This window comes from Halomonas alkaliantarctica (assembly GCF_029854215.1).
Taxonomy (GTDB): Bacteria; Pseudomonadota; Gammaproteobacteria; order Pseudomonadales; family Halomonadaceae; genus Vreelandella; species Vreelandella alkaliantarctica_A.
In genome coordinates this window covers 1265109-1281225 of sequence record NZ_CP122961.1, presented here as the reverse complement: position 1 = coordinate 1281225, position 16117 = coordinate 1265109, and the positions used below count along the sequence as shown (strand labels likewise).

Sequence of the window (16117 nt, the reverse complement as noted above, 5' to 3'; positions counted from 1 at the left end):
GACGGCTAGCTTACGCTACCTATCGTCACGGCCCTAATCACCTGACGTGTTGTTCATGGCACATACCGTTTACGCATTAGACTTTGCACGAAAACTGCCTGCGCTCACCGACTATTCGTAAAAGCCTGGTTCTGATGCTTGTTAATCCGTGCACCGCTTTAGCAGCACCCCACACTCACAGTGATCGGTAAACGGAAATTGGTCAAATAGCGCAAATCTTTCTACCCGATGGGTTTTGGTCAGTATGTCCAAGTTTTCAGCTAACGTGGCTGGGTTGCATGAAATATAGACGATCTGAGCGTACTCGCTGAGTTGTTCACAGCTCTGCTCGTCTAAACCGGCACGGGGAGGGTCGACCAGCACGGTGGAAAAATCGTACTCTTCCAGCGCCATTTCTGCCACGCGGCGTCCGGCTTTTTCACCCTTGAGCGCCAGCGAGAACTCCTCTGCTGACATACGACCAATTTGCGCGTTCGTTACCCCATTGGCTTCCAGGTTAACGTTGGCACTGGCCACCGATGTGCGGGAAATTTCCGTGGCGAGTACGCGACGAAAGTTATCCGCCAGGGCAATGGTGAAATTACCGTTCCCACAATAAAGCTCGACCAGATCTTTCTTTACATCACTCCCCTGCTGGCCAGCGGTGACTTCTCGCGCCCAGCTGAGCATTTCCTGGCAGATATGCGCATTGGGCTGGGTGAAGCTGTTTTCGACCTGTTGGTAGTGCAGCGTGCGGCCATCCACCTCTAGCCGCTCCCATACGTGGTCGCGGGTAAGTACGATGCGTTGCTTGCGGGAACGGCCAATAATCATAATGCCCAGCTCAGCCTCCAGAGCGCGGGCTTTGCGCTCCCACTCATCGCCTAACGGTCGGTGGTAAATCAGCGTTACCAGCGCCTCGCCTGACAGGGTGGTGAGAAACTCTACCTGGAACAGCCGCCGACGCAGCTCATCACAGCGAAGGCAGGCCTCACGCAGTTGCGGCATTAGCTGATTGATGCGTTCACTGGCGACTGCGTACTGATCTAATCGAATCACGCGCTTATTTTTCGGGTTCTCGGGATCAACCTCGAACATGGCGTAGAAGAGGTCATCCTCTTCGTGCCATATGCGAAACTCGCAGCGCTGACGGTAGTAACCCGGCGGCGATTCAAACACCTCCAGCGTCGGTGGTTTAAAAGCGGCAAAGGTGCTCTCCAGATAGTCGCGTTTGGCGGCTAGCTGCTCAGCATAGCGTTCGGGATCTACAACGGGGATAGCCAAGGCTGCTCCTCTTAAATTCGATCAGAAATAGTAGCGGTTAATAGTATTCAGGCGCCCACGTTTAACAACTGGGGCGCATCAAATCCGTAGCGGGCCAAGCCGGCGGTCAGGTTAGCTGCTGGGGCAGTGGTAAAGCAGCGGCCGTCCTGCTGATCGCTATCTAGCTCATCGACTACTTGCGCAACCCGGCGGGCAATCGCATCGCCGGAGTCGACCCAATGCAGCGGCACGGGAGCAAGCTGCTTCAGCCAGGGCTTTAGCAGTGGAAAATGGGTGCAGCCCAGTACCACGGTATCTAACTTCGGGGTATCTAGCTTTGAGGTATCCAGCGCCTGATAACCGGCAGATAAAGAATAGCTCGGCGATGAAGGCGCAACGGCGTGCCATAACGGCGCCAGGGCCGCCTGCATGCGATCAATATTAGGGGCGACACCGGCCAGGTACGCTTCCGCCTCGACGACCAAGGCATCGGCGGCGACACGGGTAATCACACAATCGCTGGCAAAGCTATCAATCAAGCGCTGGGTGTAGGGCCGCCCTACCGTGGCTTTGGTGGCCAATAGCCCAATATGGCGTGTCCGGCTGATCGCCGCGGCAGGTTTGATAGCGGGCACGGTGCCCACGACAGGAATCGATAACTCGTCGCGCAAATTTTCCAACGCCAGGGTGCTTGCAGTATTACAGGCGACCACCAGAACACTCGGCTGGCACGCTGCCACAGCGGCACGACACACCGCCACAATGCGATCGCTTAGGGCTGCGTCTTCGCGTAGCCCGTAGGGCAGCCAAGCGTTGTCGCAGGCATAGCACAGGGCAGCATCAGGATAGTGTTGGCGCAACGACTGCGCCACCGACAGGCCGCCGACGCCGGAATCAAAAATTAACACGGGGCCTTTCATGACTCTGCCTGAAAAAAACGGAGCCGCTAGTTTAGCATGCTCCGTGATTTTATTGATGCCCGTTAGGGCCAGTTGTCTTCTACCGCACTATACCGCGGGCACATCAGCCCCACGCAGCTCGGCGTAGAGTTCTGGGTAGGCTTGCTGTAGGCGCTCTAACTCAGGTTCAGCGCCTTCGGGGAGCGACTGACGCAGCTCTTCCATATCTTCCTGACTAAAGTGCTCATCGATCAGCGGGAACAGCCCCTCGCGCTCATGGCGCAGATAGGCACGATGCGCTTCCAGATAGTTTTTCAAATCGTCAGCGAAGCGGTCCATCGGTATGATGTTATCCATTAACACCATGTCAATATCGTTGGAGAGGCGCTGCAAGCGGGGCTTTAGCTCACGGTAGTCACTTGCCATCTGCTCGGTGAATTCAAGGTGCTCTGGCGCCTTGTTTTGTAGCCGTTCGACGCAGACGCGTTCAAGGGGTGCTGCAAAGCCATCCATATAGGACAGTATATAGTCAACCACCTCGCGCATGAGCTGGAAATTGGGCCGCTCACCCTGGGTAAGGGTTTTCTGCTTGAGCTGCAGCACATGAAGCATTCTCGCCATGTTGGCATGATCTAGACGCAGTTGGTTTAACATCGAACTGTCTCCTTTTTTTGTCATGCCTACCGTCGAGCCTTAATAGTTGACGGCATGCGATAATAAGCGCGAGGGGTTATCATAGACAATGCCCCTCTAGCGTTATCCTAGCAAGTGTATCTTTCTGATAGGTTACGCCAAAGGTAGTTCGCTAAGGCACAGTTTACCACTAACACTTTTTGGCTATTTGTAGTTCAACGCACTGATTTGCAACGGAAGCTTACATGGATCTTTTTGATAGCGCCCAGGCGACACCTGCTGAAGACGCCCCATTAGCCTTTCGTATGCGTCCACGCCAGTTGGACGATTACGTGGGCCAACAGGCGCTGGTGGGACCCGATAAACCCCTTCGCCGCATGGCGGAATCAGGCGTCGTGCGCTCGATGATTCTTTGGGGGCCGCCAGGCGTTGGCAAAACCACGTTGGCAGAGCTATTAGCCAGGGCTTCCCAGGCCCATCTAGAGCACCTCAGCGCGGTAATGGCCGGGGTGAAAGAGATTCGTGCCGTGGTGGAGCGCGCCCAACAGATGTCATCCACGGTTATCCTCTTTCTAGATGAGATTCATCGCCTCAACAAGAGTCAGCAGGACGCTTTATTGCCCCACGTCGAGTCAGGGCTGTTAACCCTGATTGGGGCAACCACCGAAAACCCCTCCTTTGAAGTCAATTCGGCGCTGCTTTCCCGCGCACGCGTTTACGTGTTGAAGTCGCTCAGCCAAGAGGAACTCATCACGGTGATGCGCCAGGCTCTCGGCGACGTTGAGCGTGGCCTGGGCAAACGCGACATTCAGGTTGATGACGAGGTGTTAACCGCCCTGGCACACGCCAGCGCTGGCGATGCCCGACGGGCGTTGGGGCTACTGGAGACCGCCTGTGATTTCGCCACTTTGGAAGCGGACCGTGAAGTGCTGCATAAAGACGTACTCGCCGACGTGATCGGCCATCAGGCCAGCGCTTTCGATAAGCAGGGTGACGCCTATTACGACCTGCTCTCGGCGATTCATAAATCGATACGCTCTTCACGCCCCAATGCCGCGCTGCTATATATGGCGCGCTTTATGCAGGGCGGCGGTGACCCGTTGGACGTGGTACGCAGGCTTACCGCGATTGCCTCAGAAGACGTCGGCAATGCTGATCCTCGCGCGCTACCGCTGGTAATTGCCGCCTGGGATGCCTATTTACGCCTGGGTGATTACGAAGGCCAGCGAGCGATTGCTCACGCGGCGATTCATTTAGCCGTGGCGCCCAAGAGCAATCGCATTGACCGCGCCTGGAGTGAAGCCAAACAGTACGTGCGCCAGCAACCCCAGGTGGAGGTGCCGACGTACCTGCGCAATGCACCCACTAAGCTAATGGAACAGTTAGGTCATGGTGAGGGGTATCGCTATGCGCACAGCGAGCCAGACGGCTACCCGGCGGGTAGCGCCCACGACTGCTGGCCTGAAGAGTTGCCTAAAGCCACCTTTTACAAGCCGAGCTCGTTGGGGCAGGAGAAACGCTTTGGGGAAATCATGGCGTGGCGGGAAAAACTTGACCAGGAAGCAGATCAGGCGCCCTAAGGCGCCTGATCTGATGGTTTACTCTACTCTTGCTTACAGCGCTTATTTAGAGTGCTTAATTAGAGCTCTTCGCGGATAACATCGGTACCTTCGGGGATTTCGAAGTCGAACATGCCCCGCTCAATATTGCCGTTGAGGGTAATATTACTGAAGGTAATCGCGGTGCGCTGGCCGGTACTGTCCATCATCCACAGCTCGGTTAGCGTATCGGCATCGAACACCATGCTTAGTTCTTCAAACAGCGTATCGGCAGAGATAGGCACCAGGGTAAAGACATCTTCTCCCCCGTCCTGCTCGTAGAAAACCTCATAGCTTTCGGTTAAATCGTCAACGCTTCCCGATAACAATAATGCGGGGGTATGGGTGACCCGATCATCCATCTCTTGAACGGTGACTTGTTCAAGGTCGGGATCGTACATATACACATCTTCGCCATCGGAAACCACGGTTTGAGAGTACGGCGCCTCTACTTCCCAACGCAGCATACCGGGGCGGGATAACCACATCTCACCGCGCGCGCTTTGTAAACGCTCGCCGCTGCTATCAAGAATCTGCTGCTCAAAAGCCGCTTGGTAGCGCTCAAGTGGGTCTAGCCTTTCGGTCAAGCGTTCGGCAGCATCCTCCGCCCAAGCAGGAGCACCAAAGGTTAAACCCAAGGCGCTGGCCGCAAATGCCAGTTGTGAAGTGCGTTTTGTTTGCGTATCGCGCATATGATCTCCCTAGGCAACCGTTGCCAAATAACTGTTGCTCAAAACTGTCGCTCAAAAATCAAGCAGTGAGGTCGGCTTAACCGTCCATGTATCGTTAAGACGTGCAAAGCGCCGCAGGGTTTCACCTGCGGCGCTACTTTCACGCTTATTGCATAATTGCGCCTTACGCCAAGCGGTTAGTGGCCCACCGGGGGCGGAGCAAGCACTTCCCGCGCACCGTTAGAGCCCATAGAGGTCACCACTCCGGCACCCTCCATGGCCTCAACCAGGCGGGCAGCCCGGTTATAGCCGATCTTAAAGCGCCGCTGCACGGCAGAAATCGACGCTTTTCGGGTTTCAGTGACAAACTGCACGGCTTCATCGTAGAGCGCGTCCTGCTCTGCATCGTCGCCATCGACCCCATCAGCCTCAAGGCCGGTTAAGGCATCGGCAGATACGCCGCCAGAAAGAATCTCTTCGATATATTCAGGCGCGCCGCGGCGCTTCCAGTCATCGACCACCCGGTGTACTTCGTCATCATCCACGAAGGCACCGTGGATACGGTTAGGAGGCCCAGAGCCCGCGGGCAGGTAGAGCATATCGCCGTGCCCCAAAAGGCTTTCAGCGCCGCCCTGGTCAAGAATGGTGCGCGAATCAATTCTCGATGAGACCTGGAACGCCATCCTCGAAGGGATGTTGGCTTTAATCAAACCGGTCACTACGTCAACCGAGGGGCGCTGGGTAGCCAGAATCAAATGGATACCCGCGGCACGCGCCTTTTGCGCTAGACGGGCAATCAGCTCTTCGACCTTTTTGCCGACGATCATAAACATATCGGCAAACTCGTCGATCACCACGACGATGTAGGGCAGTTTCTCCAACACCGGGTGCGGCTGATGCACTTCCCAAGGCTGCGGTTCCCAGAGTGGGTCTGCCACTTGGGCACCGGCGCGCTCCGCTTCATCCAAGCGACCATTGAAGCCTGCGATATTGCGCACCCCCATGGCCGCCATCAGCTTGTAGCGGCGCTCCATCTCGGCCACGCACCAGCGCAGGCTGTTGGCCGCCTCTTTCATATCGGTGACCACAGGCGCCAGCAGATGGGGAATGCCGTCATACACCGACAGTTCCAGCATTTTAGGGTCGACCATGATCAGCTTTAGTTCGCTGGGCTTGGCTTTAAGCAGCATCGAGATCAGCATCGCATTAACGCCCACCGACTTACCCGACCCGGTGGTACCGGCTACTAACAGGTGTGGCATCTTGCCTAGGTTGGCAACCACGGGGCTGCCGCCGATATCCTGACCTAGCGCCATGGTCAGCGGTGAGGTCTCCTGCTGGTAACGGTCGGAGTCGATCACTTCACGCAGACGGATCATCGCGCGGTTGGGATTGGGTATTTCAATGCCCACCGTGGGACGCCCCGGAATAACCTCGACCACACGCACGCTTTTCACCATCAGTGAGCGCGCCAGATCTTTGGCGAGGTTACTGATTTTGGACACTTTGACGCCCGCAGCGGGCTTGATCTCAAAGCGGGTAATCACCGGGCCAGGCCAAGTGTCCACTACTTCCGCTTTCACGCCGTATTCGCGTAGCCGCACTTCAAGCAGCTCGGCCATATCGGCCAACTGCTCGTCGCTGTAATTGGGCTGATGTGGCTCTGCGGGTGTCAGCAGTTGCAGGCTTGGGACATCGCCTTCTGGCTCATCCATCGTTTCAAATGCAGGCCGCTGGCTTTGCAAATGTTCTACGGTCCACAGGGCGGGGCCTTCATCCGATTCTGGCGTGCTTGCGTCGGGCTCGAAGCTGGGTTCCTGGCGTGCTGCTGGGGTTGGCGTGGGCGGAGGAGCGGCCATTGCATGCGCTTCGCCATCGCGGTCTTGCGCATACAGCTCATCGTCCATCTCTTCATCGTCCCACACCGGCTCTGGCACTACCTCCGCTACACGTTCAGGTTTACGGGCGGGCTCCGCAGTTGCGCCGATACGTGGCTCACCAACACGCGGCTCGGCCTCGTTGTTGCGGGGGTCAGCGGTGAGTGATGGCTCACTGCGACGCCCAACGGGCGCTTCGTCGTTGGCAAATTCGTCGCTGGCAAAGAAGCTACTGGCGGCAGGCGCCGGCGGCTCTTCTTGACGAGTTGCTCGCAGCGGGAAGGAGGCGTCGGGTTCTTTGGGTTCATCATCGGACGCATGCGCTTGAACCTCAGGCGCTGCCGACGGCGCGTCTGATTGCACAAAGGCATTTTCTCGCGGCGCCGGGGTGGCCGCCGCTTCCGTCTCTTCTGCGGTTTTAGCCGCTGGCGTCACTGTTGCAGGCGCTGTGACCGCTGGCTCCGTAGGTGTCTTTGAGATAGGTGTCGTTGAGCTAGGCGTCGTTGAGATAGGTGCGGGTGTCTTAGCAGGCACGTGCTTATTACTTGAAAACGCTGCAGCTTCCCAGGGAATTGATGTATCCGTCGTTTCACTGGTGGAAAGTGGCATAGAGAAGCCTGGCTCACGGCGTTCGCGTCCACTGGGGCTTTTGCCTGCCGGTTCTGGAGCGGCCTTCACCTCTGCTGGTGCAGCTTCGGGCTCTACTGGAGACGTAGCTTGTGGAGACGAAGTTACTGAGGAATTAGCTTCAGGCGCTTGAGGTTTGGGCGCAGGCTTGGCAGCTTTAGCAGCCGCTCGCTGAGCAGCGCGCATACGGTTCGCTTGACGACGTGCCGATAACCAGCCCCCCAGACGACATAGTCGCTTGCCGAGCTCATCGGCCACTTGCAACCACGACATACCGCTAAACAGCGGAAAGCCGCTTAAAATTAACGCCGCGGCGATTAATCCAACGCCACCACTACCCACTAAAGGCCTTAACGCACCGACCAGACCTTCGCCCAAAATACCGCCGGAGGCATAGGGCAGCATGCTCTCTGGATGATAAAAGTGCAGCGCCCCTAACATGGTGGTGCCAAAAATAAGTAGCACTAAGCCACCCGCATGAACAGCAATTGCCACCGGGTCGAGCTCAAAACGCACCTGGCGTGAGCGAATCAGCCACCAGGCGGCAAAGCCGAACATACCTGGCCACCACAACGCACTGGCGCCAAGCAGTGAATAGAGAACATCGGCCAACCACGCACCTACTTGCCCCATCCAGTTACCCACATCTGTCTCTGGGCCCTGATAAGACCAGCCTGGGTCAGAGGGTTGGTAACTAAATAACGCTAATAATAAGAAAACACACAGCGCCAGCAGAATCACCACTACGCCTTCGCGCACGGAGCCTTGTAAGCGCAGGCCAAAACGACGAGCCTTATCCTTTGCCGCGTTAACGCGCGCAGATGAAGCCGATGATGGTGTTTGACGCGCGCTACGCTGCGTTCGCTTGTTTACTGCTTTATTCACTTTCAAGCGACTCTCCCTTTACACCTCAATGGCGTCTTTAATCCACTTGCGAGTTTGCATGATACCGAGCATCCTTCCGCCATCACAGAGGCTATCGTAAAGCGTTCAGTACAAGAACGTCGTAACAGGAGCAAGTAATGCTACCTTGGCTTTCATCGCCATATCCTAACTTTCCGACTACCTCTCGGGCCCTGGCCTCCCCCAATGGCCTGTTGGCCGCCGGTGGGGAGCTCTCGCCCATTTGGCTGGTAGAAGCCTACCGGCAGGGTATCTTTCCCTGGTTCAGCGACGACGACCCTATTTTGTGGTGGAGTCCAGACCCGCGCATGATACTCCTACCTGAGCAATTTAAGCAGCGTCGTAGCCTCACCAAACGATTACGCCATGGTGGCTTTCATATCACCCTTGATCAACACTTCGACCAGGTGATTCAGTCTTGCGCCGCTCCACGGGGTGAAGAGACGGGCACCTGGATCACCGAGGAAATGCGCGAGGCCTACGGCCTGCTGCACGCCCTGGGCATCGCCCATAGCATCGAAGTCCACCAACACGGCCAATTGGTGGGCGGGCTGTATGGCGTCGCCATGGGACCGGTATTTTTTGGCGAGTCGATGTTCTCTCGCGCCCCAGATGCCTCAAAGGTGGCGCTGGCCCATCTTGCCCGGGCCATGCGAGAACAGGGTGGTAAACTCATCGACTGCCAAATGCATACGCCCCATCTGGCAAGCCTGGGCGCTATTACAGTCGCTCGCGAGGCATTCATCAACTATCTTAAAAACTGGTTACCCGATAAAGCGTTTACGTTAACCACATCACCCACTGAGGCACCCGCGGTTCCCGCATCGCTCTGGCTTAACGCGATTGCCGCCGAGGACAATGCATGGTGATGAAATTATTCTGTTTTACCCAGGAGGCAAGCTGTGAGTAGTAACACTCCGCGTCGGCCGGTACGGGATTTGCGCTTTTTCCTTACCGTGCCGCATGCCTGTAGCTATTTGCCTGGCAGGGAAGCGACCACTCTATTTCTCGACCCTCAGGAGTCGCCTGTCCCTGGCGTATATGACTCGCTGGCACTGCTAGGGTTTCGTCGTAGTGGGCGTCATCTTTACCGTCCTCACTGTGAGGGTTGCAATGCTTGCCGCTCTGTCCGCATTCCGGTTGAACAGTTTGTAGCTAACCGCACCCAGCGTAAAATTTGGCGCCGCAACGCTGATATTAATGTGCGTGTTGTACCCGCCCACTTTGCATCAACCCACTACACTCTTTACGCCAATTACATTCGCCAGCGCCATGCTGATGGTGATATGTACCCTCCCAGTCGCGAGCAGTACCGCACCTTTCTCACCCTCGATGAGCCCTACGCCCATCTGATGGAGATGTACCTTGACGACGAATTGATCGGCGTCGCTGCCTTTGACCAACTGGAGCATGGGCTTTCGGCAATCTACACCTTCTTTGCCATTAGCGAAGCTCTGGACAAGCGCTCGCTAGGCACCTTTGCTATTCTTCAGCTCATTGAGCTCAGCCGAGAAAAAGCGCTGCCGCACCTTTATTTAGGGTATTGGATCGAAGAGTGCCGTAAGATGCGCTACAAACAGGCTTTCACACCATTGGAAATACTCGATGGACGCCATTGGCGGCCGTTGATTCGCTAAACATGTCAGCTTTTTTGCCTTGACGGCGGGCTTACGGCACAATACAGCACTGTTTCTTGAGCGCCCACCTTGCGGCACTCAATTTTTGACCGATTATTACATTACTAACTCATCAGTGAGGACATGCCTATATGGCACGCGAAGATCATATTGAAATGGAAGGCGTTATCGTCGATACCCTTCCGAACACCATGTTTCGGGTTGAGCTGGAAAACGGTCACGTTGTTACCGCTCACATCTCCGGCAAAATGCGCAAAAACTATATCCGCATTCTGACCGGCGACAAGGTAAAAGTAGAGCTGACACCTTACGACCTGTCCAAAGGCCGTATCGTTTACCGTTCGCGCTAAGTCGTTGCACCGTTAACGCGTTCGGCTTACCTCAACGGTTACTACAGCTCAGTTTCTACAACCTAGTTTTTACAACTTAGTTTTTACAACTTAGCTTCTTCAACTACAGCGCCGTTCAGCGTCCATGGCAGTTCACTGAAAACGACAACGCCCCGTCAATGACAGGGCGCTGCGTTTTATGCGTATAGCATGAGCTTTAAAGAGATGGCTTTTAGTGCGGCTTAGCGCCCTTTTCAGGGCGCGTCTGCCATTTCAGTCTCTGTGGAAAGGTGCAACTCTCCCTCTTCCAGGCTGACGTGAACAATACCGCCCTGGTCCGCCAATTCGCCAAACAGAATCATCTCGGCTAATGGCTTCTTCAGCTTCTCTTGAATGAGCCGCGCCATTGGACGTGCGCCCATGTCAGGATCGTAGCCTTTATCGGCCAGCCAATCCCTTGCCATGTCGTCCACATCCAGTTGAACGCGCTTCTCATCCAGCTGTGCCTGCAACTCGATCAAGAACTTGTCGACCACGTTGCGTACCACCGAAACCGGTAGCGCGTGGAACTGAATGATGCCGTCCAGGCGGTTACGGAACTCCGGCGAGAAGGTGCGACGGATCACTTCCATGGCATCGGTGGAGTGATCTTGATGTTGGAAGCCAATAGAGCGGCGCGACGCCTGCTCCGCACCAGCGTTAGAGGTCATGATCACGATAACGTGGCGGAAGTCAGCTTCACGACCGTTGTTATCCGTTAAGCGGCCATGGTCCATGACCTGCAGCAGCAGGTTAAAGACTTCCGGGTGCGCTTTCTCAATCTCATCCAACAGCAGTACACAGTGCGGTTGCTTGGTGACCGCTTCAGTCAGCAGACCACCCTGATCGTAACCGACGTAACCCGGCGGGGCACCAATCAAGCGCGATACGGTGTGACGCTCCATGTACTCAGACATATCAAAACGCACTAGCTCAATGCCCATGATATGCGCAAGCTGTTTGGCCACTTCGGTTTTACCCACACCGGTAGGGCCTGCAAACAGGAAGCTGCCGACGGGCTTGTCAGGTGATTTGAGCCCAGCGCGAGATAGCTTAATGGCTGCTGAGAGGCTATCAATCGCCTCATCCTGACCGAACACCAGCATTTTAAGGTCGCGATCCAGCTTCTCGAGCAACTTGCGGTCGGAGCTTGAAACACTCTTCGGCGGAATACGCGCGATGGAAGCCACCACGGCTTCAACTTGCTCGACGTCGATCGTTTTGGCGCGCACTTCCGGCGGCAACAGACGCTGGTGCGCCCCTGCCTCGTCGATGACATCAATCGCTTTGTCAGGCAGGAAGCGGTCATTGATGTAGCGATCGGCTAAGCGTGCTGCGCTCTCAAGGGCTCCATCGGTGTACTTCAATTCGTGGTGCTCTTCAAAGCGTGAACGCAACCCTTTGAGGATCTTGATGGTGTCGTCCACCGACGGCGCCATCACATCCACTTTTTGGAAGCGCCGCGCCAGGGCACGATCTTTCTCGAAGATACCGCGAAACTCTTGGAACGTGGTCGAACCAATGCAGCGCAACTCGCCAGAGGAGAGCAGCGGTTTGAGCAGGTTCGACGCATCCATCACGCCGCCTGACGCCGCACCGGCCCCAATGACAGTGTGAATTTCATCGATAAAGAGCACAGCGTTAGGCTGCTTGCGTAGTTCGCTTAGCAGACTTTTAAGACGTTTTTCAAAGTCCCCGCGGTACTTGGTACCGGCCAGTAGCGCGCCCATGTCCAGTGAGTAGACCACTGCATCGGCAATAACATCGGGAACGTCTTCTTCAACGATACGCTTGGCGAGGCCTTCGGCCACTGCGGTTTTACCCACGCCCGCCTCACCGACTAACAGCGGGTTATTTTTGCGCCGCCGGGCAAGAATTTGCACCACGCGCTCAAGCTCGTGATCACGACCAATCAGCGGATCAATTTTGCCCAGCCGCGCTTGCTCGTTCAGGTTGGTAGCGTAGCCAGTGAGCGGATGCGCAGCACCCTCACTGCCACCCTCTTCCGCGTCTTCACTTTCAGATGAAGAGGGCGAGGGAGATGGCCCGTGACCAGCCACTTTGGAGATACCATGGGCGATATAGTTAACCGCATCGACCCGCGCAACGCTCTGCTGCTTAAGGAAATAAACCGCCTGGCTTTCTTGCTCGGAGAATATTGCTACCAGCACATTGGCGCCAGAGACTTCGCTTTTGCCAGATGACTGAACGTGGAAGACCGCCCGCTGTAAAACACGCTGAAAACCAAGCGTGGGCTGGGTCTCGCGATCACCCTGGCCTTCTGGGATCAGTGGCGTGGTCGAGTTAATAAAATCCTGCAGATCGGACCGCAGCTTGTCGAGGTTAGCCCCACAGGCCTTCAGAACATCCACCGCTGAGGCATTATCTAGCAACGCTAGCAGCAGGTGCTCAACGGTCATGAACTCATGGCGCTTTGAACGCGCCACGGTGAAGGCCGTGTTCAGGGTCATTTCAAGTTCTTTGCTCAGCATGGCAGTCCCCTTTTCGCTACTACCTAGGGCGTATCGCCACCTAGGGCTTGCGTCGGATCAGTTTAAACGACCGGCACTCTCAACATCGGGTACAAATGGCATGGTTGCAAGCCTCACCACCAATTATTTCTCAACGTTTCTAATTGGCGGCCTCAATATCACTTATCAACGGATGCTCACACTCACGGGCGTATTCGTTTACTTGATAGCTTTTTGTTTCGGCTATATCGCGCGTAAACACGCCACAAGTGCCCTTTCCCTGGGTATGTACGGCGAGCATGATCTGAACGGCCGTCTCGCTATCCAAATTGAAAAAATCTTGCAGCACTTCAATAACAAATTCCATCGGCGTGTAATCGTCATTGTGAAGCACCACCTTATAAAGCGGCGGTTGCGCCAGCGCCGGCTCTGCTGACTGCACCGCAATATCACCATCTTCATCGGGCATATTTGGCCGCGTCGTTCCCGCTTGCACGGGTAACATGGCCAAGCATGAACTATCTAGGTTGGGCATAAGCAGCACGGTTGGTTGTCTCGACACTGACCGCTAGAGGCGTCTAAAGAGTGTTATCTACTTTTCAGACGCTGTCGATCAGCAAGGGTTCATGGAAAATACAAAATTAACATATTAAATAAGCCAAAAAACCCTCGCCCACTACGGTAGGCGAGGGATATCACAGCGTTTTCATGCGCAGTGGTCGCAGATAATGCTGGTAAAACCTTGGCCTTTTAAAACCTAGGCTTTTAAAACCTCAGTCGTTTGCCACCATTGCCAGCGCTTCGTTGAGCGTTTTGCTTGGACGCATGACTTGGCTAGCCAATTCGCCGTTCGGGTGATAGTAGCCTTTAAGATCAACTGGCTGCCCTTGAACACTGTTGAGCTCATCGATAATAGTAGTTTCGTTGGCTTTCAGCGTTTCCACAAGGCGGGCAAAGCGTTTTTTCAGTTCAGCGTCTTCATCTTGAGCTGCCAATGCTTCTGCCCAGTAGAGCGCCAGGTAGAAATGGCTTCCGCGGTTGTCCAGCTCACCCACTTTGCGTGAAGGTGACTTGTTGCTTTCGAGGAACTTGCCGTTAGCTTCATCCAGTGCTTTCGCCAGCAGCTTAGCACGGTCGTTGCTAAAGCGTTTGGCGAGGTGCTCCAAAGAGGCCACAAGCGCCAGAAACTCGCCAAGGCTGTCCCAACGCAGGTGGTTCTCTTCCAGCAACTGCTGAACGTGCTTAGGCGCGGAGCCACCAGCACCGGTTTCAAACAGACCACCGCCATCCATCAGCGGAACGATAGAGAGCATCTTGGCACTGGTGCCCAACTCAAGAATCGGGAACAGATCCGTCAGATAATCGCGCAGGATATTGCCCGTGACCGAGATAGTATCGAGGCCACGAATGACACGTTCCAGGGTGTAACGCATTGCCCGAACCTGGGACATGATATGGATCTCGAGTCCATCAGTGTCGTGATCCTTGAGGTACGTTTTGACCTTTTTGATCAACTCGTTCTCGTGCGGGCGGTAGGGATCGAGCCAGAACACCGTCGGCATACCCGAATCACGGCAGCGCTCCACTGCCAACTTGACCCAGTCACGAATCGGCGCGTCCTTGACCTGGCACATCCGCCAGATATCGCCCTGCTCCACGTTTTGGGTTAACAGCACTTCGCCGGTGTCCAGATCGACGATATTAGCAACACCGTCTTCCGAAATTTCAAAGGTCTTGTCGTGGGAGCCGTACTCTTCGGCTTTTTGTGCCATCAAGCCAACGTTGGGTACAGTGCCCATCGTCGCCGGATCAAACGCACCGTGCCATTTACAGAAATTGATCATTTCCTGATAAATACGCGCGAACGTGGACTCGGGCATAACGGCTTTGACATCCTTAAGACGACCGTCACCGCCGTACATCTTGCCCCCGGCACGAATCATCGCCGGCATCGAAGCGTCCACAATCACATCGCTGGGCGAGTGGAAGTTGGTGATACCACGAGCCGAATCAACCATCGCCAACTCTGGACGCTTTTCATGGCAGGCATGCAAGTCGCTGATGATTTCATCGCGCTGCGATTCTGATAACGTCTCTATTTTTTCGTAAAGATTGGCGATGCCATTGTTGACATCCACACCCAGCTCTTTGAACAACTCACCGTGTTTCTCAAAGGCGTCTTTGTAAAAAATCTTGATACAGTGGCCAAACACAATCGGGTGCGAGACTTTCATCATCGTCGCTTTCACGTGCAACGAGAACATGACGCCAGATTCACGAGCATCTTCTATTTCCCGCTCGTAGAATTCGAGCAACGCTTTTTTGCTCATGAACATGCTGTCGATGATCTCGCCTTCGAGTAGCGGGATATTCGACTTGAGAACCTGGGTCTGGCCACTTTTTGTGGTCAGTTCCATCTTCACATTGTGCGCACGATCCAGCGTTATCGACTTCTCACCGTCGTAGAAATCGCCTTTATGCATGTGGGAGACGTGGCTGCGTGAGGCCTGACTCCACTCACCCATCGAATGAGGATACTTGCGCGCGTACTCTTTAACGGCCTTCGGGGCGCGACGGTCAGAGTTACCTTCACGCAACACTGGGTTAACCGCGCTGCCTTTGACTTTGTCATAGCGCGCTTTGATATCTTTCTCTTCGTCGTTACTTGGCTCGCTAGGATATTCCGGCAGTGGGTAGCCCTGTTCTTGCAGCTCTTTGATCACTGCGCGCAGCTGCGGCATGGAAGCGCTAATATTGGGCAACTTGATGATATTGGCTTCTGGAACCTTAGCCAGCGCACCTAGCTCGGCCAGGTGGTCCTCGACACGCTGCTCTTCAGTCAAGTAATCAGGAAATAAAGACAGAACGCGAGCCGCCAGGGAGATATCCCGGGTTTCCACTTCGATACCAGCAGCGTCGGTGAAGGCGTCAATAATCGGTAGCAAAGAATATGTTGCGAGCGCAGGCGCCTCGTCGGTGAGCGTGTAAATGATCTTCGGCGTTTTAGACATTTTGCGTTAACCTCTTTTTTTCTATCGCTGTGATTATAAAGACCCTGAGCGACGCGACTCATTCAACGAAAGACCATGCCGCGAAGCAGGCTGGGCCGTTTTATTTGGCTTTATCTAGCTTTATTTAGCTGTTTCAATTATCAATCGGTGGTGGTTAAGACGGTTGTTGAGCTGGTTGTT

Annotated in this window: 12 protein-coding genes; 4 read left to right on the top strand and 8 right to left on the bottom strand. The window is 55.0% G+C overall.

Annotated elements, in window-relative coordinates; all coding sequences use genetic code 11:
- Positions 1 to 141: 141 nt before the first annotated feature.
- The 3 genes from trmA to QEN58_RS05730 all read right to left on the bottom strand — a co-directional run bounded on the left by trmA (position 142) and on the right by QEN58_RS05730 (position 2795).
- Positions 142 to 1263 carry a tRNA (uridine(54)-C5)-methyltransferase TrmA gene (trmA, locus tag QEN58_RS05740; protein ID WP_280106180.1) on the bottom strand — a complete coding sequence of 374 codons (1122 nt, stop codon included), beginning with the start codon at positions 1261 to 1263 and terminating at the stop codon, positions 142 to 144.
- Positions 1264 to 1310: 47 nt separating this feature from the next.
- Positions 1311 to 2162, bottom strand: coding sequence for an aspartate/glutamate racemase family protein (locus QEN58_RS05735; protein WP_280106179.1), 852 nt, complete (start codon positions 2160 to 2162; stop codon positions 1311 to 1313).
- A gap of 87 nt (positions 2163 to 2249) precedes the next feature.
- On the bottom strand, positions 2250 to 2795 hold the full coding sequence (locus QEN58_RS05730) for a hemerythrin domain-containing protein (protein ID WP_280106178.1): 546 nt from the start codon (positions 2793 to 2795) through the stop codon (positions 2250 to 2252).
- A 224-nt stretch (positions 2796 to 3019) separates the two neighbouring features.
- Here QEN58_RS05730 and QEN58_RS05725 point away from each other — a divergent pair, with 224 nt between their 5' ends.
- Complete coding sequence (locus QEN58_RS05725) at positions 3020 to 4354, top strand: replication-associated recombination protein A (RefSeq protein ID WP_280106177.1); 1335 nt, start codon at positions 3020 to 3022, stop codon at positions 4352 to 4354.
- Between the two features lie 59 nt (positions 4355 to 4413).
- Here QEN58_RS05725 and lolA read toward each other — a convergent pair whose 3' ends face one another.
- Together lolA and QEN58_RS05715 are read right to left on the bottom strand one after the other, a co-directional pair.
- On the bottom strand, positions 4414 to 5064 hold the full coding sequence (lolA, locus tag QEN58_RS05720; protein ID WP_280106176.1) for an outer membrane lipoprotein periplasmic chaperone LolA: 651 nt from the start codon (positions 5062 to 5064) through the stop codon (positions 4414 to 4416).
- A 176-nt stretch (positions 5065 to 5240) separates the two neighbouring features.
- Entirely contained in the window at positions 5241 to 8438 is a 3198-nt protein-coding gene (locus QEN58_RS05715; protein WP_280106175.1) for a DNA translocase FtsK, read from the bottom strand.
- A 131-nt stretch (positions 8439 to 8569) separates the two neighbouring features.
- On the opposite strand from QEN58_RS05715, the gene aat reads away from it, so the two are divergent.
- The 3 genes from aat to infA all read left to right on the top strand — a co-directional run bounded on the left by aat (position 8570) and on the right by infA (position 10437).
- On the top strand, positions 8570 to 9319 hold the full coding sequence (gene aat, locus QEN58_RS05710; RefSeq protein WP_280106174.1) for a leucyl/phenylalanyl-tRNA--protein transferase: 750 nt from the start codon (positions 8570 to 8572) through the stop codon (positions 9317 to 9319).
- Positions 9320 to 9352: 33 nt separating this feature from the next.
- Positions 9353 to 10087 carry an arginyltransferase gene (locus QEN58_RS05705; protein WP_280106173.1) on the top strand — a complete coding sequence of 245 codons (735 nt, stop codon included), beginning with the start codon at positions 9353 to 9355 and terminating at the stop codon, positions 10085 to 10087.
- Positions 10088 to 10218: 131 nt separating this feature from the next.
- Entirely contained in the window at positions 10219 to 10437 is a 219-nt protein-coding gene (gene infA, locus QEN58_RS05700; protein ID WP_007111068.1) for a translation initiation factor IF-1, read from the top strand.
- A 233-nt stretch (positions 10438 to 10670) separates the two neighbouring features.
- On the opposite strand, the gene clpA is transcribed toward infA, so the two are convergent.
- The 3 genes from clpA to QEN58_RS05685 all read right to left on the bottom strand — a co-directional run bounded on the left by clpA (position 10671) and on the right by QEN58_RS05685 (position 15937).
- Positions 10671 to 12947, bottom strand: coding sequence for an ATP-dependent Clp protease ATP-binding subunit ClpA (gene clpA, locus QEN58_RS05695; protein WP_280106171.1), 2277 nt, complete (start codon positions 12945 to 12947; stop codon positions 10671 to 10673).
- Between the two features lie 139 nt (positions 12948 to 13086).
- On the bottom strand, positions 13087 to 13395 hold the full coding sequence (clpS, locus tag QEN58_RS05690) for an ATP-dependent Clp protease adapter ClpS (protein ID WP_007111070.1): 309 nt from the start codon (positions 13393 to 13395) through the stop codon (positions 13087 to 13089).
- A gap of 304 nt (positions 13396 to 13699) precedes the next feature.
- Positions 13700 to 15937: an NADP-dependent isocitrate dehydrogenase gene (locus QEN58_RS05685; protein ID WP_280106170.1), complete on the bottom strand. Its 2238-nt coding sequence runs from the start codon at positions 15935 to 15937 to the stop codon at positions 13700 to 13702.
- Positions 15938 to 16117: the final 180 nt, after the last annotated feature.

Excerpts from the sequence above, each read along its gene's own strand:
- clpS (WP_007111070.1), bottom strand. The coding sequence starts at position 13,395 with ATGCCCGATGAAGATGGTGATATTGCGGTGCAGTCAGCAGAGCCGGCG.
- QEN58_RS05685 (WP_280106170.1), bottom strand. The coding sequence starts at position 15,937 with ATGTCTAAAACGCCGAAGATCATTTACACGCTCACCGACGAGGCGCCT.
- QEN58_RS05735 (WP_280106179.1), bottom strand. The coding sequence starts at position 2,162 with ATGAAAGGCCCCGTGTTAATTTTTGATTCCGGCGTCGGCGGCCTGTCG.
- QEN58_RS05725 (WP_280106177.1), top strand. The coding sequence starts at position 3,020 with ATGGATCTTTTTGATAGCGCCCAGGCGACACCTGCTGAAGACGCCCCA.
- lolA (WP_280106176.1), bottom strand. The coding sequence starts at position 5,064 with ATGCGCGATACGCAAACAAAACGCACTTCACAACTGGCATTTGCGGCC.
- QEN58_RS05730 (WP_280106178.1), bottom strand. The coding sequence starts at position 2,795 with ATGTTAAACCAACTGCGTCTAGATCATGCCAACATGGCGAGAATGCTT.
- clpA (WP_280106171.1), bottom strand. The coding sequence starts at position 12,947 with ATGCTGAGCAAAGAACTTGAAATGACCCTGAACACGGCCTTCACCGTG.
- infA (WP_007111068.1), top strand. The coding sequence starts at position 10,219 with ATGGCACGCGAAGATCATATTGAAATGGAAGGCGTTATCGTCGATACC.
- aat (WP_280106174.1), top strand. The coding sequence starts at position 8,570 with ATGCTACCTTGGCTTTCATCGCCATATCCTAACTTTCCGACTACCTCT.